This is a genomic window from Luedemannella flava, from assembly GCF_039528515.1.
GTDB classification, from domain to species: domain Bacteria; phylum Actinomycetota; class Actinomycetes; order Mycobacteriales; family Micromonosporaceae; genus Luedemannella; species Luedemannella flava.
The window spans coordinates 1-26685 of the sequence record NZ_BAAALT010000126.1 but is presented as its reverse complement, the minus strand read 5'-3'; the positions used below and the strand labels follow the sequence as shown (position 1 = coordinate 26685).

The window sequence follows — 26685 nt, the reverse complement described above, 5'->3', positions numbered from 1 at the left end:
AGGTCAGAGGAACACCAGCGGCAGGGTGTTGATGATGGTGTGGGCGGTGATCTGGGCCCACACGTTGCGGTAGCGCGACCACAGGTAGCCGAGGAACACCCCCGTCGTGCCCTGGAAGACCACGATCGCGGCCAGGGTCAGCGGCAGGCCGCCCAGCGCCGAGCCGGTCTGGCCGTGCGTGGGCAGGTGCAGCAGGGCGAACAGCAGCGCGGTGGACACGATCGCCGCCCAGCGGCCGAGGACGGCCTCCAGCCGGGTCTGCAGGATCACCCGGTAGAACAGCTCCTCGGTGACGTTCGCGGTGAGGAACGTGACGGTCGCGCCGATCGCGAGCAGCGCCGGGTCCGGGTAGTCGGCCGCGTCCGGGTGCTGGCCGGCGACGGGCCCGACGCTCGTCAGCAGCGCGAAGGCCGCGAGCGCGGGCAGCGGACCCCACCAGCGCCAGCCGGCGTCGGGCCACCAGATGCCGGGCGTGCCCAGCCAGTCCGGCCGGAACAGCCCCCAGGTCAGCAGGAGAAAAACCAGCACCTTGCTCAGCGCCCACAGCCCACCCACCGTCTCGTCCGGTGCCCCGGCGAGTACGGCCACGTAGAGCGCGACCGGCAGGCCGGCCGCGATGGCGACGAGCTGCCACGCCTGCCGCGCGGCGGTCGACCTGGTCATGCCGGGCATGGCGTCGAGGCGCTCGGCGCGCGGCGGCACGAGCCGCACCAGCAGCAGGCCCACCAGTGCCGGGACGATGGCGTCGTCGAGTCCGATGAGGTCGGTGGAGTCGGTCGACGGCCGCAGCCCGTGGTGACCGCTGACGAGCAGCCCGACCAGCGCGGCGGCGAACACGCCGAGGCCGGCGATCAGAATGATGCGGGCGGTGTGCCGTGCCTGCATGGCGTCCTCCCCGGCGGGCGCGTGGGCGGAGACAGGATATCGACGAACGCGGCGCTACGGGTCTTTGCGCACCCACCCGCACCGTGGGTGGTACGCCACCGGCGGGCGGAACAGGATGAGCATCAGCTTGAGGCTGCCGACCGCCGTCCCGAGCGCGGTCAGGAACAGCGGGACGTACCACTGTGGACCATCCATCGGCATGTCGCCGACGGCCGTCGCCAGGCCCACGACGCAGGTGACGATGGAGGCGAAGACCAGCAGCGCCATCGCGACCCCGACCAGCTGGAAGACCACCGGACGGGCCGGCTTGCGGAGCATGCCCGCGTCGATCGCGACGCCGCACCCGGGGCACGGCGGGATCGACTCCTTCATCCACCGGGCCGCGACCCGCAGGACGCGGATCAGCAGGAAGACGGCGACCGGCACCACGACGATGATCAGCAGGCCGACGCCGACGCTGCCGATCGCCTGCAGCCCTGGAATGAACGCCGCGCGTGGGTCCGTCATCGCCATTTACGGTAGGCGATGACAGCCAGTGGGCGTCGCGTCCACGTGCCGCCCTGTCCGACCCGACGTGCATGATGCGGGGATGGATCAGCGATGGGTCGACCTCGCCCGCACCTTGCGTGGCCTCGGCCTGTGGGAGCGCCTCTCCGAGAACGAGGCGGCGGCTGCCGAGCGGATGGCGGCGGAGGTCGAGTACCCGTTCGTGGGCTTCGGCGACGAGCCGGGCCTCGACTTCTTCTTCGTCGACGGCGAGGAGATGGCCGAGTGCGGCGTGGACCGCCAACTGCGGCACCTGGTGCCCGCCCTGCGGACCTGCGGCGTCGACCTGCGGATCGAGCGGGTGAACGAACCGGTCGGGGAAGAGGAGGGCGACTACACCGTGATGATCAACGGCCGTCTCTGCGTCGTGTGGCGGCCGGAGGAGTGGGCCGGTTACCTCTCCTGGGAGGTGGCGACGGTCCGGCCGCTCGCGGTGATCAACGACCTGTTGGCCGAGGCCGGCGCGACCAAGCGCCTGTTCACCCTGTACGCGGGGGGCAACGAGGGCATCGCCTGGCTCCTCGATCCGCGTATCGTTGCCGCTATCGCCGACAGCGGCCTGATCGGGAAGGACCACGAGGTGCCCGCCCTGGCGACCCACGACCTGGCCGCGACCGAACCGGGCGCGCGGCCGCCGGATCATCGGTGGGGTGAGCTGGCCCGCACACTGCGGAGCCTTGGCCTGTGGGAGCACTCCTCACCGGCCGACGCCGACGCCGCCGAGCGGTCGGTAGCGGGTGGCGTCTACCCGTTCGTGTCCTTCGGCGAGGACCCGGGCGTGCGGTGGTTCCCGGTCGACGGCGAACAGATGGCCGGGGGCGGCCTGGGCCGCGTGCTCGCGACCATGGCGCCCGCCCTGCGGACCTGCGGCGTCGAGCTGCGGTTCGAGACCGTGACCGAACCCGCCGAGGTCGGCAAGGGCGAGTACGTCGTCGCGATCAACGGCCGCCGCTGCGTCGTCTGGCGGGAAGAGGAGTGGGCCAGGCACTCCCCGTGGGGCGCGTCGACGGTCCGGCCGCTCGCGGTGATCAACGACCTGGTGGCCGAGGTCGGCGCGACCAGACGCCTGTTCGTCCTCTACCCGGGCGGCCACGCGACGGTCGCCTGGCTGCTCGATCCGCGCGTCGTCGCCGCCGCGGCCGACAGCGGCCTGCTGACCGACTACAAGGTCCCCGCGCTCGCCACCCACGACTGGCGGGCGTAAGTACGGAAAGATCGAGCATATGACGGCACTGGCGGGCGTGGTGATCGCCGACTTCGGGCGGGTGCTCGCCACCCCGTACGCGACGATGCTGCTCGGCGACCTCGGCGCCGACGTCATCAAGGTCGAGCGTCCCGGCTCCGGCGACGACACCCGCGCCTGGGGACCCCCGTACGCGCACGGGCGCGCCACCTACAACCTGGCCGTCAACCGGAACAAGCGCTCCGTGGGTCTCGACCTCACCGAGCCGGAGGGACTGCGCCGGGCGCGCGAGCTCGCCCGGCGGGCGGACGTCGTGGTCGAGAACTTCCGCACCGGCACGATGGCCCGCTACGGCCTCGGCTACGAGCAGGTCCGGCAGGCCAACCCCGGCGTCATCTACTGCTCGGTCACCGGCTTCGGGCCGGGCGACGGGGCCGCCATGCCCGGCTACGACCTCCTCGTGCAGGCAGTCGGCGGGCTGATGAGCATCACCGGCGCCCCCGACGGACAGCCGTTGAAGGCCGGTGTCGCCCTCGTGGACGTACTCGCCGGGTTGCACGCGGCCGTGGGCATCCTCGCGGCCCTGCGCCACCGCGAGGCCACCGGGGAGGGTCAGCTCGTCGAGGTGAACCTGCTGACCAGCCTGCTGTCCAGCATGGTCAACCAGAGCGCCGCGCACACCCTGACCGGCGCGGTGCCGCGCCGGCTCGGCAACCGGCACCCGTCCATCGCGCCGTACGAGGTGTTCCAGGCCGCGGACCGGCCCATCGTGATCGCGGTCGGCAACGACCGGCAGTTCGCCGCCCTGTGCGCCGCCCTCGACCTGCCCGACGACCCCCGCTTCCGCACCAACGAGCTGCGCGTCGCGCACGTCGACGAGCTCGGCGCGGCCATCACGTCGGGCCTGGGCCGTCAACCCGCCAGCTTCTGGGTGGCCCGGCTGACCGCCCTGGGCGTGCCCTGCGGGCCGGTCAACGACATCGGCGAGGCGTTCGCCCTGGCCGAGGGTCTGGGCCTGCGCCCGACCGTGGATCTCGACGGCCCGCCCGGGCCGATGCGGCTGACGGCCAACCCGATCTCCCTGTCCGCCACCCCGCCCCGGTATCGGCGCCAGCCGCCCGACCTCGGCGAACACACCGCCGAGGTGACGCACTGGCTCGACGCCGCGCCGACCGGTGAGGACCGACCGTGACCGGCCGTTCCGAGGTACGGGCCCGGATCGGGAGGGTGTTCATCAGCCCTGCCGCCGTTCGGTGCCCTCCTTCCGGGTGCCGAACGGCGGCTCAGGTCCCGGAGCGGCCGTGCAGCCTGTGTCCGCCCTGTACGGCGAGCCGGCCCGCGTCGGGCAGCCCCAGATCCGTGTAGATAGTGTGCGCCGCAAGCCGGTGCCGCTCGGCCCGGTCGGCGTCGCCGGCCGCCTGGTGCACGGCGGCGAGGCCGTCGTGGGCGGCGGCCTGCTCGCGACGGTCCCCGGTGCGTTCGGCTAGGCCGACGGCGGTCATGTACGTGGTCTGAGCGGCATCGAGGTCGCCACCGGCGGACTGCGCCGCCGCGAGCGCGTTGATCGCCTCGAGCTCGTAGCTGCGTTCGCCGGTCTCCCGGTACACCGCGAGGGACTGCTGGTGGTAGTCGACCGCGTCCGCCAGCCGCCCGATGGCGTGCACCGCCCGGCCGAGGTGGGTCAGGGCGGCGGCCTCACCAGGCCGGTAGCCGAGGTTCCGGCAGATCGCGAGGGCCTGCTCGTGGCAGTCGACGGCCTGTCCGTGGTCGCCGGCCAGCTGACACGTCAGTCCCAGTTGATCGAGCGCGTACGCCTCGCCGAGGCGGTGACCGACCGCACGCAGGAGGCGCAACGCGCGCAGGAGCCCATCGGCTGAGGACCGGACGTCGCCGAGCTGGCGGTCGCCGATGGCGAAGCTGATCAGCTGGTAGGCCTCACCCACCTGGTTTCCCACCTCGCGGAACACGCCCAGCGCCGCGGCGTGGTGGGCCCGCGACCGGTCGTAGTCACCGAGTCGCCAGTACGCGACGCCGAGCTCGGCCAGCGCGCGACCCTCACCGGCGCGGTCGCCGAGGTCGCGGCAGAGCGCGAGGGCCCGCTGATGGTGCCCGGCTGCCTCGGGGTAGCGGCTGAAGCGGCGACACGTGACGCCCAGATGGTGCTCGGCAGCCGCCTCCGCGGCCCGGTCGCCGACGGTCCGCGCCGCGGTGAGGGCGCGGCGGTGCAGTTCGTGCGCTTCGAGGTAGTGTCCGCCGTCGAAGTAGTGGAAGGCGGCCGAGGCCAGGGCGATGACGTGGGCGGGCTGTCCGTGCCGGACAAACGCCACCAGATTGGCCCGCTCCGCGTCCAACCAGCCGCGCGCGGCGACCGGTCCGGTGAAGCCGTCGGTCGGGCCGGTGCCGGGCTCGCCGGGATACAGGACGGAGACCGCGGCCCGCACTGTGACCACGAAGTGGCGCACCAGACGCCCGACCGCGGCATCGCGGGCGGGCGCGGGCTCGTCAACGCGCGCGCGGTCCGTGGCGTACGCCCGGAGCAGGTCGTGGCCGGTGAACCGGCGTGGTGCCGACTCGGCGAGCAGATGGGCGCCGGTCAGCTCGGTCAGGAGCGGCATGGTCCGCGCTACCGGGAGCCCGGCCAGGCTCGCCGCGGCCGGCGCGTCGAGGTCCGGGCCGGGATGCAGGCCGAAGAGCCGGAACAGTCTCGCCGCGGCCGGCGTCAGTTGCCGGTACGAGCAGTCGAACACCGCCCGTATGTCAGTGCCCGCCTCGCCCGTGGTCAACGTGTCGAGCCGGTTGTCGTCGATCAGGTCGGCGGCCAGGTCGGCCAGCGGCGCACCGGGCCGGACGGCCGCGCGGGCGGCGGCGATCGCGAGTGCGAGCGGGAGATGGGCGCACCGCGTGATGATCGTGGCGACGGCGCCGGGCTCCGCGGTGGTCCGGTCGTCGCCGAGTCGGTGGGACAGGAGGAGCCGCGCCTCGCCGTCGTCGAGCAGGTGCAGTGGCACCAGTCGGGCGCCCTCGGCGGCGACGAGCCCGGGGAGCTGGTGCCGGCTGGTCACGAGGGTGCGGCAGCCGGCCGCGCCGGGCAGCAGCGGCCGGACGTGATCGGCGTCGCGCGCGTTGTCCAACACCACGAGGACCTGCCGGTCGCCCAGCAGCGTGCGGTACAGCGCGGCCCGGGCGGCTAGATCAGCCGGGATGCGGGTCGCTGGCACTCCGAGCGCGGTAAGGAAGCCGTGCAGCGCCTCGCCGGCCGTCAGGGGCGCCGACGCCGGGCGGAAGCCCTGCAGGTTCACGTAGAGCTGGCCGTCGGGGAACCGGTTACGCGCCCGGTGCGCCCAGTGCACAGCCAGCGACGTCTTGCCGACGCCCGCCGTGCCGGACACCACCGCCACCGCCCCAGCCGGTCCACCGAGCGCGGCGTCGAGAGCGGCGAGCGCGTCGCTCCGCCCGACGAACGGCTCCACGCCGGCGGGCAGTTGCGCGGGCACACCCACCACCGTGGTGGCGGACGACGGTGTCCGGGGCGGGCCGGACGGCACCTGCCGCAGCACGCGTACCTGGGCTTCGACGAGCTCGGAACCGGGCTCGATACCGAGGTCGTCGATCAGGCGGCGGCGGATCCCGGTGTAGGTCGAGAGTGCCTCGGCCTGCAGATCCCCGCCCGCCAGCAGCGCAATCAGCCGAGCATGCAACGGCTCGTGCAGCGGGGCGGCGGTGGCGGCCTCCCGCAGGGCCGGCACGGCGCGGGCCGGCGCGCCGACCTCCAGTGCTACGTCGGCGAAGCGCAGCAGCATGCTGATCCGCTCGTCCGTCACGGCGGTGCAGAGCGGACCGTCGCGCAGCTGCGGCACGTCGGCGAGCGGACCGCCCCGCCACAGCGCGGCTGCCTCGGCGAGGAGCTCAAGCGCTTCGACCGGCGCCGTCGTGTCGGCCGCCCGGACGAGGGTGCGGAACCGGGTCAGGTCGAGCTGTTCGTCACTGAGATCGAGCTGGTAGCCGGCCGGCGTCCAGGTGATCGCTGCGGTCGGGCGCAGCGCTGACCGGAGCCGGGACACGTAGGTCTGCAACGTCCGCATCGGCTCCGCGGGCAGGGTGGCCCAGAGCATATCGACCAGCGCGGTAGCCGGAACCGGGGTGTTCGCCGACAGCGCGAGCCGGCCGAGCACAGCACGGCGCGACCCTCTGCCGAGCGGCACCGGCTCCGCTCCGCAGTGGACCGTCAGCGGTCCCAGGATCCCGATCCGCACCGGGCCCGTCGGCCGGGTTGGTGCCGTCCGCGGGTGCTCGGCGGCGGCATCGCGGAGTGCGGCGGCGCGGTCACCGGTCAGGCCGAGCGCGGCGATGAGCGAATCAACCGTGGCCGGTCTCGGCCGACGGACCCGGCCCTGCTCGAGGTCCCGCAGCGCGGCCACGCTGATTCCGGCGAGCCCGGCCAGCTCCTGTTGGCTGATGGCGGCTGCGAGCCGGGCGTCACGAACAAGCGCGCCGAAGGTCTCGATCGCGCTCACGCCTCCACCCCGTGCCGTGCCCGGTCGCCAGTCTGAACCTAAAGTAGGTATCAAACCTAACGTACGCATAGTGGGTCATCAACGTGATGTCCGGGTCGGGCGTCTATCGTGGTGCGGTGCGCCCCTCGAGAGTTCCGTTCCGGCCCGCAGCGCTACTCTCCGCCACCCTGCTGCTCGGTGCCGTCGGCCTGCTCACGGCGTGCGGTGACGAGCCGGAGGGACGGCAGCCGCAGGTCGGCGCGCCCCCGGCCGCGACGCCGAGCCCGCCCACCACGTCAGCGACGCCGTCGCCTGGGCCCAGCCCCACGGGTGCCACCGGAAACGGCGCGGAATGGCCGAACGCCGACACGACCGGGGTCGAGCCGGGGGTGCGGCTGACCAAGCGCACCGGGCAGATCTTCGTCAAGAAGTCCGGCACGGTCATCCAGAACATCGACCTGCTCGGCGACGTCCGGATCGAGGCGAACAACGTGACGGTCCGCAACGTCCGCATCCGCAACCCGAGCAGCGGCGGGCCGACGTACTGGGGCATCCTGCAGTGGGAAGGCTATAAGGGTCTCGTGGTCGAGCACGTGGACATCATCGGCTCGACCAAGGAGGAGATGACCAAGGGAATCGACAACCTGGGTGGCATGGTCACCGTCCGCTACAGCGACATCTCCGGGATCAGCAAGAAGGCCATCGACACACAGCACGGCCTGATCGAGAACAACTACCTGCACGACCCGCACCACTTCCCGCAGGCGGACGGTGAGGTGGACATGATCCGGGTGACCGGCGGCCCGGCCAAGGGCCTGAAACTCGTCGTCCGGAACAACACGATCATCAACACGCTCGGCGGGACGGCCGCGATGGGCATCTACAGCGACACGAACAACCCCTGCCACGACATCCTGTTCGAGCACAACTTCCTCGGCGGCGGCGGCTACACCCTGTACGCCGGCGGCCAGGACGACCCGACGTACAACCTCGTCATCAAGGACAACGTCTTCAGCACCAAGGTGAAGCCCGGCTTCGGCCCCGCCATCTTCTTCAACGGCAAGGGCCGCGGCAACGTCTGGCGCAACAACAAGTGGCAGAGCGGCAGGACGGTGCCCGTTCCGTGACCTCAGCCGACCGGGGTGTGGATGCGGTCGTGGGGGTTGCGCTGGTGGTAGAAGAAGCCGCCGAGCAGGCGCACCGCGCCGTAGTAGACGTACGCCGTGGCCTGGCAGGACTGCCTGACGACCACCCGCTGGCGGCGGCAGGCGGCGCGCATGTCGGCCAGGAAACGGCGGTCGCAGGTCGCGCGGCGGGCCTGGTGCAGGGCGTAGCAGCCGTCGTGGTGCACGCAGGCGTGCCGGAACGCGAAGTCCGGGGCGGCCGTGCAGCCGTCTGTCGGCCACGCGTGCGCGCCGTCGTGGGCGCGCGCCGGGTCCGCCGCACCGCCGACGGCCAGCGCCACGACGGTGAGGGCCACGATCACGCGCCGGACGGCCGTACTCACCATGGCTTCTTCATTGTGCGCGTCGCCGGGCGGTAGTGCGGCGCTCATCGGGCGTTCGGCCGCGCGCACGGGACGGTGACCCGCGGTTCGTAGCGTGCCGCGCATGCGTCGTTATTCCGTACTCGCCATGGTTTCTGTCCTTCTATTGGGCACGTCAGCGCCGACGGCCGCCGCGCCGTCGATCGTGGAGGTGTCGGCGCGCGGGTGGAGACGCCTGCGCTGTTCGACGACGACGCCGTGGGCGGCGCGGACGCCGACGACCCGGCCATCTGGGGTCCACCCGACCGACCCGCGCCGCAGCCTCGTCGCTCAGCGTATCGGCGTCGAAGAGGGCTAGACGCCCTGGACCCGGGCGGTCGCGGTCGGGGCGGTGTTCACGGTCACGAGCTTGACCCCGACGTACCGGGCGCCTGACGCGGGCATCAGCAGGAGTTGGCCGTGGGGGAGGGCGACGCTGGAGCGCGGCGGGTCGGGCTCAGGTCCAGGCCGGCGCGCAGGGCCTCCTCGATCGCGTCGATCGCGTCCGCGACGGGAATGGTGACCGGCCTCACGATCTATGCCTCCCGGCACCTCAGGGTTTGCTCAAGCGGGGCTGGCGCGCGCCGATGGGTCGTCCGTGACATCTCTGGCCGCCACCATGATCGTGCGCGACGAGGCGGCCGTGCTCGCGGCCAGCCTGCGCGCGCTGCGCAACGTCGTCGACGAGATCCACGTCCACGATACGGGCTCGACGGACGGCACCGTTTCCCTCGCGGCCTCCCTCGACGCGATCGTCAGCCGTGGGCTGTGGACGAACGACTTCGCGTCCGCCCGCAACGACGCGATGGCCGGCTGGACCGCCGACTGGGTCCTGGCCGTGGACGCCGACGAGCAGGCGGTCGCCGACCCCGCCGCGCTGCGCGCGTTCCTCGCCGGCACCGACGCCGACCTGCTCCTCGTCGAGATCGACAACGAGCAGGACCGGTCCGCGTTCACCCACCGGACCGGCCGGCTCTTCCGACCCTCGGCCGGGGAGTGGTCGGGCGCGGTGCACGAGCAGGTCGTCGCCCGCTCCGGCCGGCTGCGCGTGGCCCACCTGCCCCGGGAGGTCCTGCACCTGCGGCACACCGGGTACGCCACCGAGGCCGTCCGGTACGCCAAGTGTGTGCGCAACGCGGCGCTGGCCCAGGCCGCCGTCGACGACCTGGTCGCGCAGGGCGCGACGGCGTCCCCGACGGCCGTCGCCGCCACGCTGCTGGACCTCGGTCGCAGCCTGGTCGGCGCCGAGCGCCGGCAGGAGGCCGTGGACGCCTTCGAGACCCTGCGCGAACTGTTCCCCGGCACCCGGGAGTGGCTCGTCGCCACCGACTTCCTCGCCCGACAGGTGCTCGCGGCCGGCCTGGACGAGGTCTGCCTCGTCCTCGTCGACCAGCTGCGCGCCGCCGGCGCACCGCCCATGTACTGCGACTGGTTGGCCGCGCAGGCCATTGCCCAGCTCGGCGACGTGGCGGCCGCCCAGCGGCTGCTCGACGGGGTCACCGAGGTCGTCGACACCGACGGGCGCCGGTACGAGACCACGGCTCTGCGCGAGCTGAAGGACCTGCTCGGTTCCCTGGCGCCGGCCGCCTACTGACCCACGCGGCCGTCGATCCGCTCGCGGATGAGATCCGCGTGGCCGCAGTGCCGCGCGTACTCCTCGATCATGTGCAGCAGCACCTCGCGCGCGGCGATGGTGTTGCCATCGCTCATCGTGCCGCGAACCGCGAGGTCGGGGGTGTTCTCGACGAACTCCTCCGCGAAGGCGATCTCCGCGCGCCAGGCCCGGAACGCGTCCTCCACGACCGCCGGGTCGGCCACGGCGCCGTCGAAGTCCGCGTCGCGGTCGGTTTCCTTCCGGTAGAGGCGCGGGACGTCCTGCCCGGCCAGCACCACGCGGAACCAGTTGCGTTCCACGTCGGCCATGTGCCGCACCAGCCCGAGCAGCGACATGTCGGACGGCGGCACCGACCGACGGGCCAGCCCTTCGGCGTCCAGGTCGGCGCACTTCATCCCGAGGGTGAGCCGGTAGTCGCGCAGATAGCCGACGAGCATCGACCGTTCGTCATCGAAGCCGCCGGGCGAGCGGGGGTCGTCCTCCGGCGCGGCCCACATGTTCGACCACGCGAACTGCCGTTCGGGTACGTCCGTCATATCGGCACCCTGCCCGCGACGTTTGTCCCGCGCAAGGCAATTTCGCCGAAGTGTTGTGGAAGTCCCGTACGGACGTGCGAAGGACGGAATGGTCGAGGGCATGACGACGACCCCGCACCACGACGCCGGGCAGGACGCCGTTGACGACGTGGTCGTCGACGAGCGGGGCCACCCCTGCGGCCGGAGAGCGGTGCCGGCGGCGGTCGCGGCTCCGCCGCCGGCACCCGTAAGTGGTCGACGTTAAGAATGGCCGGATTCATGGAGCAGCCCTGGTTGATCGATCGCCAGGCGACGGCGCGTCCGGTGCCACCCGGCGAGCGCGGCCGCGCCGTCGCCCAGCATGTCGAGGACGGCCTCGACGCGCGGCATGATCACCGTGGATACCAGCAGGAGCGCGGTCATCTGGCCGAGGGTCAGTTCCCGTCGGGCGGCGAGGAACGCCCCCGCAACGATAACCGTCGCTAGGAGCACACCGGCCGCAAGTTCGTTGAGGCCGCGCCCCACGGCCTCGCGCCGCGCCAACCGGACCTGGTGGGCGCTGTGGTCGTCGGCGGCGTCCTGTGCACGCGCCTGCGCCTCTCGTCGGGCGGCGTATGCCTGGAGCTGACGCGAGCGCAGGATGACCGCCATGATTGCCGACCGCATCTCCAACGCACGTCGACGCGCCGCACGGTAGGCGCCTGCGGCACGCCGCCGGTACCAGCGCTGAGCACAGACCAGCGCTGTCACGATCAGGACCACGACGACGGCCAGCAGCCAGGAGTACCAGATCATGATCGCTATCGCGATCATGAGTTGTCCTGCGTTGAGCAACATGGCCGGCCCGCTCCAGCGCAGGAAGCGGCCGAGCCGGTCGATGTCGTTCACCGCGTGTCGCACCTTCGCTGATCGGGCCGCGGCGGACCCCTCCGGCTGGGTGAGCATGGTGTGGAACGCCTGGACACGCACGAGGTGCAGCAAGGTCTCGGTCCGCCGGGCAAGCCGCGCGTTGAACCAGAAGGCGCTCAACGCACTCAGCGCGAGGACGCCCGCGCCCAGTGCGATCACGCCGACGATGACGGTCAACCGGGCCGGGCCCGCTGTGCCGTCGTTGACGTGGTCGAGTGTCTGTTGGACAGCGATGGGCACGACGAGGTTCACCCCTGACGCGCCCAGGATGAGCGCGGCGGTCGCCACCCGGCCGTCGCCCAGCCACGTCGTGACGACCTCGAATGATGTCTTGTACCGCACGTAGATCGGCATCATCGGAGGGTCCTCGCGGTCGGCGCCGCCCCGGCTGGGTGCGGGGCGGCATTGCGGGCGCGCCGTACCAGGGCGGCGCCGTCCGCGAGCGTGTCGAGCCGGTCGCACCTGCCGGCGTTGTCGGGGAGCTCGACCGTCGGGACGCCGCCACCCTGCCGCTGCGCCGCCAGGTCCGCCCGCGTTGGTGTCGCGCCGATCGCGATGCGTGCCGGCCGTATCGGGTCGGCGTCGGCGAGCACCCCCCGGACGCTGCGCAGCGCTCGCACCCCGGTCGGCAGTCCGGCCATCACCGTGCCCACCGCGAGGACCGGCGCGGGAAGTGCGGCAAGGAGAACCGTGGCGCTGACAAGGTCGGCGGCCCCGGCAGCGCCCGGTTGGAGGTGCCAGGCGCCGATGCCGGCGGCAGCCAGGATGCCGATGACCGGGACGGCGGCCAGCAGCGGCGCGACCGCCCCTTTGAGCCCGCGCACCCGGATCATTTCGGTGCTCAGTTGACCGGACGCCGCGCCGAAGGAAGCGATCATGTCGGCGGGCTCGCCCGACTCGTGTTGGGTCATCTCGATAATCTCCGCGCGCAGTGATCTCGCGCGGTCCGCGTGCCGGTCCACGGCCCGCAGAAACGCGACGGTGAGGATGCCCTGACCGGCCAGGAGCAGGACGCCGATCGCGGCGAGCCACCAGGCCAGGTAGAAGAGGGCGAGGATGGCGGCCACGACCATGACGGCGCTGCCGACCGCGATGGGCACCGGGTCGACGGGACGCCAGCTCGTGTCGGCGGCACCGTCCGCGGTCGCGACGAGGTCGTCCGGGTGCCGCTGCTCGTGCCATGCCACGGGCGCTTCCACGTACTGGTCGACGACAGCGCGCTGGGTCGCGTCGCTCAGGCGCCGGCGCATGGTCTGCGCGCCGACGCGGCTGACGAACAGGCCGATGGCCCGTCCGACCGAGGCGAACACCGCGAGAGCGGCCAGGCTCGTCACCGCGGCGACGTCGATGTGGCCGGTGGTCAGCGCGGGACCCCAGGCCCTGTCCACCACGTCCCGCAGGACCAGCCAGACGACCAGCCCAAGGAGGCTGAACGTCGCCCCACCGACAACGGAGATGACAAACAGACGCGGCTCGTAACGGGCCGCGTCAACGAAGATGCGGAGGCCGTCCCTGAGCCGGGGACGGGCGGCGGCCGGGTCGGCCGATGCGGCCAGATGGCTGATCGCGTCGACCGGCGCCGGCCCGGGCGTGCCGGTCCCGGCGTCGGCGACAGGTCGCGGCGGGCAGTGGTCGGCCAGCGCGCGGCGCGCGGTCTGGAGCGCGTACTCGCACAGGCGCCCCGGGCGGGGCGCCTCGATCAGCGCGCGTAGTGCGGCGACGGCGTCGCTGCCGCAGCCGGGGTCCTCGGTCAGGGCGGCCAGTTGCGCCACCCCGGTCCGCTGTTCGGCGACGGACTCGCCCGTCGCCCGGCTGAGGGCCGCCAGGTAGGCCACGTAGGACGGGTCGTCACCGCGGCCCAGGGCGGCCGCGACGGCCCGGGCCGCCACGGCCGCCGAGGCGAATTCCATAATGGACGGGCGGGCCGGCTGGTTCAGCTGGTCCTCCCGGATAGAGTCGTCCACGAGGTCGCGTGCGCGGACAATGTCTGGAGGCTGTCGGTCAGTCATGGTCTCCTCGAGATTCATTGGAGTCCCTGCTTCCGGAGTTTGTCGATGAATGCTTCGTACTTCTTCTGCGCTCGCCGTGCCGTGATGCCCAAGGTGTCGGCGATTTCGCGGAATGACCATTTGTCGATCCTCATTTGGACGATTCGGAGAGTTTCCTCATCCGAGCAACCGCTGTACTCCCGGATGAATTGACGTAGTTCGGCTTCGTCCATGGCGGTCTCGGGCGCCGGGCTGTCCGCCAGAATGTCGTACGGCACCTGGCACGGGTCGTAGCGTCTCCACCAGTTGTTGTACGCGTTGCTGAAGACGAAGACGCAGGTGTTGAGGAAATAGTCGGCGATGGAACTGCCGCCGTCGGATCGCCAACCTTTTCCGGCCAGCGCCCGTCGAATAAATGTCCTGACGGCGTCGCTGACCACCGTGACGGCCAGCTCCGGGACGTCCGTATCGGGCGCCATGAACTGCCGCCGCTTCACCGGGTGGCCGACGTCGAACGTCCTTCCATAGATCTCACCCGTGTAGATGAGGTGGGTCATGAAGGGGATGGCATACTCGGTGAGTCGCATCAGGACTATCTCGGCCAGGTAGCCTCGGAAGCGTCCCGATACGAGAGTCTCCCAGAGTTCCTCCTCTCGTTCCCCCCGGTTGCGGAGCACCGTCTGCACCTCTGCGGCGAGGGAAAAGTGTCGTTGGTCGTTCATCGGTCGGCTCCGGCGGACTGACGGTCTGCCGATGCCGGTGAGCGGGAGTTCGCAGTTCGTCCAATATGGAGCGTTTCGAAGGCCCCGGCGCTGAATGCGTTTATCAAGGGTTTCTCCATAGACCAGCACGGTGTTGGACATGACCGGACACGCGTCTGACGTTGAGGGGATTCGCAGCTCGCTCTGTCAGCGGCGCGTGATGCGGCACCTTGTGGGGCCGAAATGTCGTGAGCGTGTCGGCGCTCGTCGTTCAGGCATAGATAGCCGCGTACCGGTGATCTTGCGCTATGTGACGCAGTTCACACATGTGCGGATTTTGGCGCGGTGAACATCTAAGCGATGGGTGATCAGGGGCCGTGCTTCCCTCGGCGCGGTCATGCCATCGAGCAGATCGGGACGCGACCATGAACGACACCGACACCCTACCGGCGGTCCTGCGCCGCCTCGGCGCGACGCCCCGCGAACGCGGCTGCGTTCAGGAGTGGAGCTGTCCGGACATCTTCGAGCTCACCAACGGTGACTTCGCCGTCATCGGTACGGACAGGACGGAGGAGCTGAGCCACCGGCTGCCGGCCGACGCCGGCTGCGCGCCGTACGAGCGCATCGTCGTCATCACCCGGCAGACGCTCCTCGCCGCCCGGGCGGACATACCACTGAACTGACGCGGCGTGTCACGGCGGGACGGGCGCACCCTCGCCCGTCCCGCCGTCGCTGTGTCCGTACTCCTCGCAGACCTCGTCGCCGATGCGGGCGACCCGCCACGACTCGGTGCCCGGAACCTGGGTCTGACGCCGCGCCGCCGCGCCGGTTGCCCAGTAGCGGCGCATGACCTCGCTGGCGAACAGGTACCGAAGGGACTCCCGGATCTGCTCGTCGGTCGGGTTGTTCAACATGATCGCGAGCGCGGCGTGCTGGAAGACCAGGTTCGCGTACATCATCTGGCGCCGGTGCAGGTCGTCCGCCTCAGGCGTGGCATCCGGCCAGACCTGGGCCAGCGCCGGGTCCTCGATGCTCATCTTCAGCAACTCGAAATGGAGCATGCGCATCCCGGCGTCCGCGCTGCGCCGCAACTCGCCCGAGGCGCGCTCGGTCGCCGCGCGCTGCAGGCGTAGCTCGGCACGCTGCAACGAGAGCTCGCGGTACTGGATCCACAGCGTGCCGACCAGGGCGACGAAGGCGAGTCCGGACAGGACACTGTTGAAGACGCCGAAGGACTCGCCGACGTTGGCCCAGCGTTGCCACACGGCCGGGCTCTCCATGGCCTCGATCGCGGCGACGGCGAGGGCGCCCGCCGCGAGCAGCGCGATCGTCAGGGTGACCGAGCCGACCAGGGCGAACAGGGCCAGGGCCGTACGGGCACGGATGGATCGGGGGCCGTCGTCTTCCGTACCCATAGCCACCGCCCGGTCACGAGTCGCTACGTCGCCGTCATGGTAGGCGGAACCGGCAACGTCAGGCGACCCTCCGTCGACGTGGGCGCGCGCTATCCGTCAGGCCCTCGTCAGACGGTGACGGGCTCCCGCTCCGGCGTGAGCACCACCGGCGCCACGGGCGCGCGGAGCTCGTCGAGGCGTACCAGTGCGACGCCCGCGACGATGAGCGCGCCGCCGAGGCACTGCACCGTGGTGGGCAGCTCGTCGAGGGCGAGCCAGGCGATGATGATGGCGAACAGCACCTCGGTCAGGCCGACGAACGACGACAGCCGGGCGTCGAGGATGCGCGCCGCGCCGATGCCGGACACATAGGACACCACGCCCGCGACCAGGGACAGGCCGAGGATGGGCACGAGCCAGCTGGTCTCGATGCCGGCGAGGGTCACCTCGCCGAAGTTCGCCCGCATGGGCAGCGCGCCCGCCGCGCCGAGCACGGCGAGCGTCGCGCCGCCGATCAGCATCCCCCCGCTGGCCAGGGCGGTGGCCGGCAGTCGCGGGTCGGTGCGGGCCGACATCAGGAAGTACGCCGCGAGGCCCACTCCCGCGAACAGGCCCCACGCCACGCCGACCAGGTTGATCGAACCGTCGCCGGTCAGGTCGAGCACCAGCGCGAGGCCGGCCACCGCGGCCACCGAGCCGGCCACGGTGAGCCGGCGCGGGCGCTGCTTGTGCACCGCCCACATCCAGCCGACGACGAGGATGATGCCGAGGTACTCCAGCAGGAGGGCGACGCCGATGGGCAGGTAGCGCACCGCGTTGAAGAAGCCGACCTGGGCGCCGGCGACCGCGAGCAGCCCGAACCCGGCGAGCGCGCCGATGTTGCGGCGCAGCAGGTGCCACCGGCCGCGCAGCGCGAACGCCGCCGGGATCGCGAGCAGCAGGCCGGCCGTGCTGACCCGCATCGCCACGGCCGCCTCGGCGGACCAGCCGCTGCCGATCAGCGACCGGGCGAAGATGCCCGACGTGCCGAAGGTGGCGGCCGACAGCAGTGCCAGGGCCAGGCCGATGCCGGCGGAGCGGTCGGTGCGCACGGTGTTCTCCCGGTCGTCATGAGCAAACGTGGTTTATGGTAATGACAGTAGGTCGGCCCCGTGACAGGAGTCAAGTTGCTTTTTGCCCATGACACCGAGGTTGCCCTCGCCACGGCCGCGTCGCTGGTCAACACGGCCGGCGAGGAGGAGGGTCTGCCCGAGCCGGCGACCCTGGACGCGTTCCTGACCGAGCGGAGCTGGACGGGCCGCCGCGAGGGCACCCGGGCGGAACTCGAGTCCATCTGGGCACTGCGGCCCCGGCTGCGCCGGCTCTGGTACGCCGACGAGGACGAGGTCGTCGCGACCGTCAACGCGCTGCTGCGCGAGAACCACGCGCTGCCCCAGCCCGTCCGGCACGACGAGTGGCCCTACCACCTGCACGCCACGCCCCCGGACGCGCCGCTGGCCGCGCGGATGGCGGTGGAGGCCGCGATGGCGTTCGTCGACGTCGTCCGCACCGGGGAGCTCGGCCGGCTGCGCGTCTGCGAGTACCCGGACTGCGACAACGTCCTGGTCGACCTGTCGAAGAACCGGTCCCGCCGGTTCTGCGAGGCCGGCTGCGGCAACCGCGCCGCGGTCAACGCCTACCGCGCCCGTCGCGCCGCCGCCGACCGCTGACCGTGACGTGCGCAGGTCACCGCTAGGCGTAGTGGTGGCGTTGCCAGGGGTCGCTGCCGTTGTGGTAGATGCCGTCCACGGAGCCGTCGAGCATGGTCCAGAGGACCTCCATGTGGTTGGGGCTGTGGCTCACGGACGTGATGGCGCTGGTGGGCGACGCCACGCCGGCCTCGGTGTAGTGGTGGCGTTGCCACGGGTCGCTGCCGTTGTGGTAGGCGCCCTCGATGGACCCGCTGGGTCCGACCCAGAAGACCTCCATGTGGTTGGGGCTGTGGCTCACGGAGGTGATGGCGCTCGTGGGCGAGGCCGAGCCGGGGTCGGCGTAGCGGTGTTGCTGCCAGGGGTCGCTGCCGTTGTGGTAGATGCCATCGACGGCGCCGTCGGCCTTGACCCAGAAGACTTCCATGTGGTTCGGGCTGTGGCTGACCNCCGCCACGGTTCGCTGCCGTTGTGGTACATGCCGTCCACGGCACCGTCCGGTGCGATCCACAGCACCTCCATGTGGTTGGGACTGTGGCTCACGGACGTGATGGCGCTGGTGGGTGACGCGGAGCCGGGTCCGGCGTAATGGTGTTGCCGCCAGGGGTCGCTGCCGTTGTGGTAGATGCCGTCCACCGAGCCGTCGGCCTTGATCCAGAGTACTTCCATGTGGTTGGGGCTGTGGCTCACGGAGGTGATGGCGCTCGTGGGCGAGGCCGAGCCGGGGTCGGCGTAGCGGTGTTGCTGCCAGGGGTCGCTGCCGTTGTGGTAGATGCCGTTGACGGATCCGTTCGGTCCGATCCACAGCACCTCCATGTGGTTGGGGCTGTGGCTGACCGAGGTGATCGCGCTTGTCGGCGACGCGGAGCCGTCGTCGGCGTAGTGGTGGCGTTGCCAGGGGTCGCTCCCGTTGTGGTAGGTGCCCTCCACCGACCCGTTCGGTCCGATCCACAGCACCTCCATGTGGTTGGGGCCGTGGCTGACCGAGGTGATTCTCGCCGGCGCCGTCACGCTGGCCCGCGCGTGGGCGACCTGCGCGGGCAGGCCGGCGACCAGGACCAACCCGGTTGCCAGCGGGCCGTACGTGTTCGTGATGGTTCTCCAGGCCATGGTGGGTCTCCCCGTCGCCGAAGATGGCTGCGTCGCCGCATATATACATTGTTTAGCACCATTTGCGGCATTTAATGCTTACTTTGGGTTGCTGGGCACCTACGGAGGTGGTAGGCAGGGCATAGAGCTGAGCCGATTCCTGGGGGCGACATGGTGCGCACGATCCCGGTCCGGACCATCGCGGCAGCGGTGCTCACCATGGCGCTGGCCGGCGCCGATCCAGCGGCGGCGGCGAGTCCGCCCACCGGGCCGACGGCAGTCGGGTACGGCGGGGCGGTGGCGACCGTGGACGCCGAGGCGACCCGGGTGGGCCTGCAGGTGCTGCGCGACGGCGGCAACGCCGTCGACGCGGCGATCGCGGCGGCGGCCACCCTCGGGGTGACGGAGCCGTTCTCCGCCGGCATCGGTGGCGGCGGGTTCCTCGTCTACTACGACGCGCGCACCGGGCGGGTGCACACCATCGACGGCCGGGAGTCTGCGCCCGCCTCCATGACCGCGACGTCCTTCATCAACCCGGCCACGGGCGCGCCCTACGCGTTCGGAGAGGCGCGGGTCAGCGGCCTGTCGGTCGGCGTGCCCGGCACGCCGGCCACCTGGGAGCGGGCGCTGCGCGACTTCGGCACCATGCCACTGCGGGCCGCGCTGCGGCCCGCAGCGCGCGTCGCCGAGCGCGGGTTCGCCGTGGACGCGACGTTCCGGGCGCAGATCGCCGACAACGCGGCGGCGTTCGGGCAGTTCTCGTCCACCAGCGCCCTGTTCCTGCCGGACGGCGCGCCGCCGGCCGTGGGCAGCACGTTCCGCAACCCCGACCTGGCCCGCACCTACGACCTCATCGGCCGGCACGGGACCGGTGCGTTCTACCGGGGGCAGATCGCCCGCGACATCGTCGCCACCGTGACCGGTCCGCCGGTCGCGGACACCCCGGTCGGCACGTGGGCGTACCCGATCCGGCCGGCGGAGCTGACCCTCGCCGACCTCGCGGGCTACGCGGTGCGGCGGCCGGCGCCGACCCGGGTCGACTACCGGAGCTACCAGGTGTACGGCATGGCCACGCCGTCCAGCGGCGGGCAGGCCGTGGGGGAGGCGCTCAACATCCTGGAGCGCTCCGACCTGGCCGGGCTGCCCCGGGAACAGGCGCTGCACCGCTACCTCGAGGCGAGCGCGCTCGCCTTCGCCGACCGCAACCGGTACGTCGGCGACGCGACCCCGCGCCCGTTGCTCAATGAGCTGCTCAGTGACGGGTTCGCCGGCGAGCGCGCCTGCCTGGTCGACCCCGCGAAGGCGGCCGCCAAACCGGTGGCCCCGGGCATCCCGGACGGCGCCTACGGCGGCTGCCCGACGGCGCCGGCCGGCGCGCCCGACCTGGCGGGGCAGTCCACGACCAACCTCACCGTGGCCGACCGGTGGGGCAACGTCGTCGGGTACACCCTGACGATCGAGCAGATCGGCGGCAACGGCATGGTCGTGCCCGGTCGGGGCTTCCTGCTCAACAACGAACTGACCGACTTCAACTTCGCCCCCACGCAGGGCAGCGCCGCCGACCCGAACCTGCCCGCCGCAGGCAAGCGGCCGCGCAGCTCGATGGCCCCGACGATCGTGACCCGCCACGGCCGGCCCGTCCTCGCCGTCGGCACCCCCGGCGGCCCGACCATCATCACGACGGTGCTGCAGGTTCTCGTCAACCGCCTCGACCTCGGGATGAGCCTGCCGGAGGCGATCGCCGCGCCGCGCGCCACGCAACGCAACACGGCTACCGTCCCCGCCGAACCGGGCTTCGACCGGGCCGCCCTGGAGGCCCTCGGGCACGTGTTCACCACGATGGCCGAGATCGGCGCGGCCACGGGCGTCGAGCTGCTGCCCGACGGCCGCGTCGTGGCGGTGGCCGAACCGGTCCGACGGGGCGGCGGCACGGCCGGCGTGGTGCGCCCCGCCGGGCTGCCGTAGCACGGTCGGCCCCGCCCACCCGCCGGTAAGCTTGGCCGACGGGGAGGCCTGGTGACGATTTCGGACTTGCAGGACGCGACCGGCGATATCGCTGCCGAGCAGGCGTACGTGACCTCGCTGTACGCGCGCCTCGACGGGCTGCGGGCCGTGACGGGCGAACGGCTGGCCGAGGTGCTGCGCGGCAGCGGTGCGGGCGGCACGCAGCAGGCCCGCAGCGAGCGCGACGCGGCGTACACCGTCTACAGCGACCGGCTGGCGGCGCTCAACGCCGCCGAACAGGGTCTGTGCTTCGGCCGGCTCGACCTCGTCGACGGCGGCCGGCGTTACATCGGCCGCATCGGCCTGTCCGCCGACGCGGACGAGCTCGACGACGACGCCGAACCGCCGCTCATGGATTGGCGGGCGCCCGCCGCCCGGCCGTTCTACCTGGCCACCGCCGCCGCGCCCGAGGGCGTGCGGCGCCGACGGCACATCCGCACCGCCGACCGTCGGGTCACCGGCCTCGACGACGAGGTGCTCGACCTCGCGGCCGTCGACCCGGACGCGCACACCGACCTCACCGGCGAGGCCGTGCTCCTCGCGGCGCTGGGCGCGAGCCGCACCGGGCGGATGCGCGACATCGTCACCACGATCCAGGCCGAGCAGGACCGGGTCATCCGGTCGTCCGCGGCGGGCGTGCTCGTCGTGCAGGGCGGGCCGGGCACCGGCAAGACGGCCGTGGCACTGCACCGCGCGGCGTACCTGCTCTACACCCACCGCGAGCAGCTGTCGCAGCGCGGCGTGCTCATCGTCGGGCCCAACACCACGTTCCTGCGCTACGTCGGCCATGTGCTGCCGTCGCTCGGCGAGACCGGCGCGCTGCTGGCCACGATCGGCGAGCTCTACCCGGGAGTACCCGCCACGCGGGCGGAGCCCGCCGCCACCGCGGGCCTGAAGGGCCGCGCGGACATGGCCGACGTCGTGGCCGCGGCCGTCGCCGACCGGCAGTGGGTCCCCGAGGAGGCGCTCGACGTGGTGCTGGCCACCGGCGACGAGCTGACCCTGGACCGCGCGACCTGCCTGGCGATCCGCGAGCGGGCGCGACGCAACCCGCTGCCCCACAACGAGGTCCGCCCGATCGTCGCGCGCCTGGTCGTGGACGCCCTCGCCGACCAGGTGGCCGAGCGCATCGGCGCGGACGTGCTGAGCACGGAGGAGATGATCGGTTCGTCGGCGGTCGCGGACATCCTGGCACAGCTGGGGGAGGACGTCGACCCGGTGGTCGACGGCAACCTGCTCGACGAGGGCGACCGGGAGGAGATCCGCCGCGAGCTGCGCGACGATCCGGGGGTGCGGGAGGCGCTGGACCGTCTCTGGCCCCGGCTGACGCCCCGCCGCCTGCTGTCGGACCTGTACGCGAGCGAGGAGCGGCTGGCCGCCGCCGCGCCGCACCTGAGCGACGCCGAGCGCGCCCTGCTGCACCGCGAGCCGGACAACACCTGGTCGCCGGCCGACGTGCCGCTGCTCGACGAGGCCGCCGAACTGCTGGGCGAGGACGACCGGGCGGTGCGGATGCGTCTCGCGCTGGCCGAGCGGGAGGAGCGTGAGCGGGTCGAGTTCGCCGAGGGTGCGCTCGAGGTCGCCCTCGGCTCGCGGTCGATCGACCTTGAGGACGAGGAGGACCCCGAGGTCCTCATGGCGCACGACCTGCTCGACGCGAGCCGGCTGGCCGAACGGCACGTGGAGGGCGAGGGCCTCACCGTCGCCCAACGGGCCGCCCGGGACCGCCGCTGGGCGTTCGGGCACGTGATCGTCGACGAGGCGCAGGAGCTGTCGCCGATGGCCTGGCGGCTGCTCATGCGCCGCTGCCCCAGCCGGTCGATGACGCTCGTCGGTGACGTGGCGCAGACCGGGGCGCTGGCCGGCAGTTCGTCGTGGGAGCGCACCCTCGCCCCGTTCGTGGCGGCGCGGTGGCGGCTCGCGGAGCTGACCGTCAACTACCGCACCCCGGCCGAGGTCATGGCCGTCGCCGCGGACGTGCTGGCCGCGCTGGACCCGCCCGGCGAGCCACCGCGCTCGGTGCGCGACACCGACGGTGAGCCGTGGTCGCTGCGGCTCGACGCGGAGGACCTGGCGGCCGCCGTGCCCGGCCTCGCCGCGCGGGAGTCCGACGCCGTCCCGGACGGGCGGGTGGGTGTCCTCGTCCCGGCCGCCCGGCGGGCCGAGTTCGGCGGCGTCGACACCGACCTGGAGAGCCAGGTGGTCGTGCTCACCGTCGAGGAGGCCAAGGGCCTGGAGTTCGACTCCGTGCTGGTGGTCGCGCCCGACGAGATCGTGGCGGAGTCGCCGCGCGGGCTCAACGACCTCTACGTGGCGCTGACCCGCACCACCCGCCGCCTCGGCGTCGTGCACAGCGGCGAGCTGTCCGAGCCGCTGCGCCGGCTGGTGCCCCTGACGTCCTCGTCACACCAGGCGCCCGCGCTGGCCGGCGCGGTCGCCGGCGCCGGCACAATGGCCCGGTGACCCCACCACAGCCCGCCGCGGTCCTGTTCGACATGGACGGCACCCTCGTCGACAGCGAGCGCATCTGGTCCATCGCCCTGGGCGAGCTGGCCCGCGAGTACGGCGGGGAGCTGTCCGACGCCGTCCGCCTCGCCATGATCGGCACCAGTTCGGTCGAGACCATGCGGCTGCTGCACGAGGACCTCGGCCAGCCGTGGCGGGACCCGGCGGACGGCTCGCGCTGGATCGCCGCCCGCATGGTCGACCTGCTCGCCACGGAGCTGACCTGGCTGCCCGGCGCGCGCGAGCTGCTCGCCGAGGTGCGCGCGGCGGGCATCCCGACGGCGCTGGTGACCTCGACCGGCCGACGACTCGTCGACGTGGCCATGCGCACGATCGGCGCGACCAACTTCGACGTCGTGGTGACCGCCGACGACGTGACGGTCCGCAAGCCGGACCCGATGCCGTACCTGACGGCCGCCGCCGCGCTCGGCGTCGACCCGGCCGACTGTGTGGCGATCGAGGACTCCCGGGCCGGGGTCGCCTCAGCCCTGGCGGCCGGATGCGTGGTGATCGCCGTGCCCCAGGAGGTCCCGGTGACGGTCGTCGCGGAGCGCCTGCACCTGCGCGACGGGCTCCTCGGCGTCGACCTGGCGGCCCTGCGCGACCTGGTCGAGGGCGCGGCGGTTCACTCGTAGGCGATGGCGCGCAGGACGTCGAGGCGCGCCGCCCGGACCGCCGGCAGGATCGCCGCGACCACCCCGGCGACGACGGCGAGGAACAGGATCGCCACCAGGTAGCCCCACGGCAGGGTCAGCGACAGGAACCCGGAGCTGTCGAGGGCCATCACGATGGCGACGCCCAGCGCGACCCCCACGACGATGCCGAGCAGCGCGCCGAAGACCGAGATGAGCACCGACTCGACGCCGATCATGTGGGCCAGCTGCCCACGGCTCATGCCCACGGCCCGGATCAGGCCGATCTCGCGGGTGCGCTCGTAGATCGACAGCAGCAGGGTGTTGATCACCCCGAGGACGGCCACGACGATGGTCAGGCCGAGCAGCACGTTGAGGATGGCCAGCACCACGTCGAGGAACTGCGCGGCCTGGTCCACCAGCGACGACGTGTCCGAGACGGTGACCAGCGGGTTGTCGGCGAACAGGGCCTCCAGCTCGGTCTTCACGATCGGCACGACGGCGTCGTCGGCCACCCGTACGTAGCCCTGCTGGGCCAGGCGGGTCCCGAAGCCGGCCGCGTCGTCCGTACTGATCAGCGGGCCGGAGATGAGGCTGCTGGTCTCGTATACGCCGACCAGCCGCTCCGGCATCGGGCCGCCCCGCGCCGTCACCATCGTCTGCACCGAGCCGACGCCGAGGTTGTCCCGCTTCGCCGTGTCCGCGTCGACGACGTACTCCCCGGAGCGCAGGGTCCGCAACTCGCCGGAGGCGGTCCGCAGCGAGAAGATGACCCGGGCCGCGCCGACGTCGGTGGCCCCGACGACCGTGTCCCTCCCGCCGAAGACGACGGTGTCCAGCTGGAGGGCCGCGACGTCGGTGACCTCGGGGATGGCCGCCATTGCCCGCGCCCTGGCCGGGGCGAAGCCGCCCTGCCCGGTCGTGAGGTCGCCCGCGACCAGCAGCTGGGCGGTCAGGTCCGAGCGGAACGCGTCCGTGATGCCCGCCTTGGCGGAACTGGCGAACACCCCGGCGCCGGTGGCCAGTGCGACGCCGATCATCAGCGCCGCGGCGGTGACGGCCGTCCGGCGCGGGTTGCGGCCGGTGTTACGGGTGCCGAGCTTGCCGGGCGTGCTGAACGAGACGAGCTGACCCAGGGTCGAGGTCACCGGACGGCTGATCGCCGGGGCGAGCATCGCCACCCCGAGGAACGTGAGCAGGGTCCCGCCGCCGAGCAGGACCACGTTGTTGCCGTCGACGACGCCGGTCAGGCGCAGCGCGAGCAGCGTGACCCCGGCCGCCAGGACCACCATGCCGGCGAGCGTGAGCCGGCCCAACGGGCGGTCCGGGCCCGCCGACTCGCGCATCGCGGCCACGGGCGGCACCCGTCCCGCCCGCAGCGCCGGCACGACCGCCGCGAGCACGGTGACGCCCACCCCCACGCCGATCGTGGCGAGCACGACGTACGCCCGCAGCACCACCCCGTCCACCGGCAGGTCCGTGTTGGCCAGGCCCTCCAGCAGCACCGTCAGCAGGTAGCCGATGCCGGCGCCGAGCGCCAGGCCGATGATCGAGGCGCCCAGCCCGAGCAGCGCCGCCTCGGCGAGCACGCCGCGGTTGACCTGCCCCCGGCTGGCCCCGAAGGCCCGGTAGATGGCCAGCTCCCGGGTGCGCTGGGCGACCAGCATGGCGAACGTGTTGAAGATCAGGAACATGCCCGTGAACAGGCCGATGAACGCGAACACGGCCAGGCCGTTGCGCAGGACGCCGATGAACCCCTGCACGGCGTCGGCCTGATCGCTCGCGACCTGCTCGGCGGTGCGCACCGTGTAGCCGTCGCCCAGCGTGGCGGCCAACCGGTCGCGCAGCTCGTCGGGGGTGACGCCCGGCTCGGCGGTCACGTCCACCTCGGTGAACCGGCCCGGCGCGTCGATCAGCACGCGCTGCGCGGTGGGCATCGTGAACGCGATGTTGGTCTCACCGCCGAGGCTGTCCCGATCGCCGCGGTACCCGAAAACCCCCACCACCGAGTACGCCTCCGGCAGGTCGCGGCCGGGGGTGAGCACCCTCGCCGTGTCGCCGACGCCCAGGCCCGACGCCTCGGCCAGGCTGGCGTTGAGCGCGACCTCGTTGGCCTGGTCCGGCGGCCTTCCCTCGCGCAGCACCACGAAGCCGCTGTCGTCGCCGACCCAGCCGCTGCCGTAGCGGGGCGGTCCGGTGCTCGGCACCACCTTGCCGGTGGACCCGACGACCAGGGCGCCGTCGACGAGCACCTGGCCGGTCGTCTGCGCCACGCCCGGCACGACCTCGATCGCGGCCACGGCGCCCGGCCCGACGAGCGCGGTCGGCGGGGCCGGCCCGAGCTGGCTCTCGGGTACCTCACTGACGGCCGTCACCTGGACGTCGAGGTCGGCGTCGACCGTCGAGAAGAGGTTCTCGAAGCCGCGGGCGATCGTGTCGCCGCCGACGAACGCGCCCGACATGAACATCGTGCCGAGCACGATGGCCAGGGCGGACAGCACCAGGCGCAGCTTGTGGGTCAGCAGGCCGCGCAGCATCGCCCGGAACACGGCGGCCTCACTCCTGCCCGGAGCCGGTGTCGGACGGCGCGGCGCGGCGCGAGTCGAGGTGGCGCATGGTGTCCAGGACCAGGTCGGCGGTGGGCTCCTCGACCTCCTCGATGATCTGCCCGTCCTCGAGGAAGACGACCCGGTCGGCGTAGGAGGCGGCGTTGGGGTCGTGGGTGACCATGATGATGGTCTGCCCGAACTTCTGGACGGACGTGCGCAGGAAGCGCAGCACCTCGGCGCCGGAGCGGGAGTCGAGGTTGCCGGTGGGTTCGTCGGCGAAGATCACTTCGGGACGGGCGACGAGGGCCCGCGCGCACGCGACGCGCTGCTGCTGGCCGCCGGACAGCTGGGAGGGCCGGTGGGCCAGGCGGTCGCGCAGGTCGACCGTCTCGATGACCGTGTCGAACCACTTGGGGTCGGGTTTGCGGCCGGCGATGTTCAGCGGCAGCAGGATGTTCTCCTCG

General features: G+C 72.4%; 22 protein-coding genes and 1 pseudogene. 9 read left to right on the top strand and 14 right to left on the bottom strand.

Annotated features, from left to right (window positions below):
• Positions 1-3 precede the first annotated feature (3 nt).
• Positions 4-885, bottom strand: a complete 882-nt coding sequence (locus ABD211_RS19995) for a CPBP family intramembrane glutamic endopeptidase (RefSeq protein WP_344133958.1) — start codon at positions 883-885, stop codon at positions 4-6.
• A 54-nt stretch (positions 886-939) separates the two neighbouring features.
• The gene (locus ABD211_RS19990) at positions 940-1392 is read right to left on the bottom strand and encodes a hypothetical protein (RefSeq protein WP_344133955.1); all 453 of its coding nucleotides are present in this window, start codon (positions 1390-1392) and stop codon (positions 940-942) included.
• Positions 1393-1474: 82 nt separating this feature from the next.
• Here ABD211_RS19990 and ABD211_RS19985 point away from each other — a divergent pair, with 82 nt between their 5' ends.
• Both ABD211_RS19985 and ABD211_RS19980 read left to right on the top strand, forming a co-directional pair.
• Positions 1475-2635 (top strand): hypothetical protein, encoded by a 1161-nt coding sequence (locus tag ABD211_RS19985; protein ID WP_344133952.1) that lies wholly within the window; start codon positions 1475-1477, stop codon positions 2633-2635.
• A 19-nt stretch (positions 2636-2654) separates the two neighbouring features.
• The gene (locus ABD211_RS19980; RefSeq protein WP_344133949.1) at positions 2655-3806 is read left to right on the top strand and encodes a CaiB/BaiF CoA transferase family protein; all 1152 of its coding nucleotides are present in this window, start codon (positions 2655-2657) and stop codon (positions 3804-3806) included.
• A 91-nt stretch (positions 3807-3897) separates the two neighbouring features.
• Here ABD211_RS19980 and ABD211_RS19975 read toward each other — a convergent pair whose 3' ends face one another.
• Positions 3898-7128: a tetratricopeptide repeat protein gene (locus ABD211_RS19975; RefSeq protein WP_344133946.1), complete on the bottom strand. Its 3231-nt coding sequence runs from the start codon at positions 7126-7128 to the stop codon at positions 3898-3900.
• 116 nt (positions 7129-7244) lie between these two features.
• On the opposite strand from ABD211_RS19975, the gene ABD211_RS19970 reads away from it, so the two are divergent.
• Entirely contained in the window at positions 7245-8234 is a 990-nt protein-coding gene (locus ABD211_RS19970; protein WP_344133943.1) for a right-handed parallel beta-helix repeat-containing protein, read from the top strand.
• A 2-nt stretch (positions 8235-8236) separates the two neighbouring features.
• Here ABD211_RS19970 and ABD211_RS19965 read toward each other — a convergent pair whose 3' ends face one another.
• Together ABD211_RS19965 and ABD211_RS19960 are read right to left on the bottom strand one after the other, a co-directional pair.
• A complete protein-coding gene (locus tag ABD211_RS19965) occupies positions 8237-8662 on the bottom strand; it encodes a phospholipase A2 (protein WP_344133940.1) in 426 nt (141 codons plus the stop codon).
• A gap of 374 nt (positions 8663-9036) precedes the next feature.
• Complete coding sequence (locus ABD211_RS19960) at positions 9037-9165, bottom strand: hypothetical protein (RefSeq protein ID WP_344133937.1); 129 nt, start codon at positions 9163-9165, stop codon at positions 9037-9039.
• A 65-nt stretch (positions 9166-9230) separates the two neighbouring features.
• Between ABD211_RS19960 and ABD211_RS19955 the strand changes: the two genes are divergently transcribed.
• Positions 9231-10226, top strand: a complete 996-nt coding sequence (locus ABD211_RS19955) for a glycosyltransferase (protein ID WP_344133934.1) — start codon at positions 9231-9233, stop codon at positions 10224-10226.
• On the opposite strand, the gene ABD211_RS19950 is transcribed toward ABD211_RS19955, so the two are convergent.
• The 4 genes from ABD211_RS19950 to ABD211_RS19935 all read right to left on the bottom strand — a co-directional run bounded on the left by ABD211_RS19950 (position 10220) and on the right by ABD211_RS19935 (position 14381).
• Positions 10220-10783, bottom strand: a complete 564-nt coding sequence (locus ABD211_RS19950; protein WP_344133931.1) for a DinB family protein — start codon at positions 10781-10783, stop codon at positions 10220-10222. The genes ABD211_RS19955 and ABD211_RS19950 overlap by 7 nt on opposite strands.
• A gap of 240 nt (positions 10784-11023) precedes the next feature.
• Positions 11024-11959, bottom strand: a complete 936-nt coding sequence (locus tag ABD211_RS19945) for an ABC transporter transmembrane domain-containing protein (RefSeq protein ID WP_344133928.1) — start codon at positions 11957-11959, stop codon at positions 11024-11026.
• 65 nt (positions 11960-12024) lie between these two features.
• Positions 12025-13680: an ABC transporter ATP-binding protein gene (locus ABD211_RS19940; protein ID WP_344133925.1), complete on the bottom strand. Its 1656-nt coding sequence runs from the start codon at positions 13678-13680 to the stop codon at positions 12025-12027.
• A gap of 14 nt (positions 13681-13694) precedes the next feature.
• On the bottom strand, positions 13695-14381 hold the full coding sequence (locus ABD211_RS19935; protein WP_344133922.1) for a sigma-70 RNA polymerase sigma factor region 4 domain-containing protein: 687 nt from the start codon (positions 14379-14381) through the stop codon (positions 13695-13697).
• Between the two features lie 404 nt (positions 14382-14785).
• Between ABD211_RS19935 and ABD211_RS19930 the strand changes: the two genes are divergently transcribed.
• Complete coding sequence (locus tag ABD211_RS19930; RefSeq protein WP_344133920.1) at positions 14786-15043, top strand: hypothetical protein; 258 nt, start codon at positions 14786-14788, stop codon at positions 15041-15043.
• 9 nt (positions 15044-15052) lie between these two features.
• Here the strand turns inward: ABD211_RS19930 and ABD211_RS19925 are convergent, their stop codons facing one another.
• Positions 15053-15775, bottom strand: coding sequence for a DUF6082 family protein (locus ABD211_RS19925; protein ID WP_344133917.1), 723 nt, complete (start codon positions 15773-15775; stop codon positions 15053-15055).
• 107 nt (positions 15776-15882) lie between these two features.
• The gene (locus ABD211_RS19920) at positions 15883-16845 is read right to left on the bottom strand and encodes an EamA family transporter (protein ID WP_344133914.1); all 963 of its coding nucleotides are present in this window, start codon (positions 16843-16845) and stop codon (positions 15883-15885) included.
• Positions 16846-16920: 75 nt separating this feature from the next.
• Here ABD211_RS19920 and ABD211_RS19915 point away from each other — a divergent pair, with 75 nt between their 5' ends.
• Positions 16921-17463 (top strand): CGNR zinc finger domain-containing protein, encoded by a 543-nt coding sequence (locus tag ABD211_RS19915; RefSeq protein ID WP_344133987.1) that lies wholly within the window; start codon positions 16921-16923, stop codon positions 17461-17463.
• Between the two features lie 22 nt (positions 17464-17485).
• Here ABD211_RS19915 and ABD211_RS19910 read toward each other — a convergent pair whose 3' ends face one another.
• On the bottom strand, positions 17486-17869 hold the full coding sequence (locus tag ABD211_RS19910; protein WP_344133911.1) for a PLL family lectin: 384 nt from the start codon (positions 17867-17869) through the stop codon (positions 17486-17488).
• An 833-nt stretch (positions 17870-18702) separates the two neighbouring features.
• Here ABD211_RS19910 and ggt point away from each other — a divergent pair.
• From ggt to ABD211_RS19895, 3 genes and pseudogenes are all read left to right on the top strand, one after another.
• Complete coding sequence (gene ggt / locus ABD211_RS19905; RefSeq protein WP_425560467.1) at positions 18703-20496, top strand: gamma-glutamyltransferase; 1794 nt, start codon at positions 18703-18705, stop codon at positions 20494-20496.
• A 51-nt stretch (positions 20497-20547) separates the two neighbouring features.
• Positions 20548-22884, top strand: a pseudogene (locus ABD211_RS19900) (HelD family protein); the annotation flags it as partial.
• A 110-nt stretch (positions 22885-22994) separates the two neighbouring features.
• Positions 22995-23675, top strand: coding sequence for an HAD family hydrolase (locus ABD211_RS19895; protein ID WP_344133908.1), 681 nt, complete (start codon positions 22995-22997; stop codon positions 23673-23675).
• On the opposite strand, the gene ABD211_RS19890 is transcribed toward ABD211_RS19895, so the two are convergent.
• Together ABD211_RS19890 and ABD211_RS19885 are read right to left on the bottom strand one after the other, a co-directional pair.
• The gene (locus ABD211_RS19890; protein WP_344133905.1) at positions 23666-26221 is read right to left on the bottom strand and encodes an ABC transporter permease; all 2556 of its coding nucleotides are present in this window, start codon (positions 26219-26221) and stop codon (positions 23666-23668) included. The two genes, ABD211_RS19895 and ABD211_RS19890, sit on opposite strands and share 10 nt — an antisense overlap.
• A gap of 7 nt (positions 26222-26228) precedes the next feature.
• Positions 26229-26685: ABC transporter ATP-binding protein (locus ABD211_RS19885; protein ID WP_344133902.1), on the bottom strand; the 457-nt coding region annotated here is incomplete at its 5' end.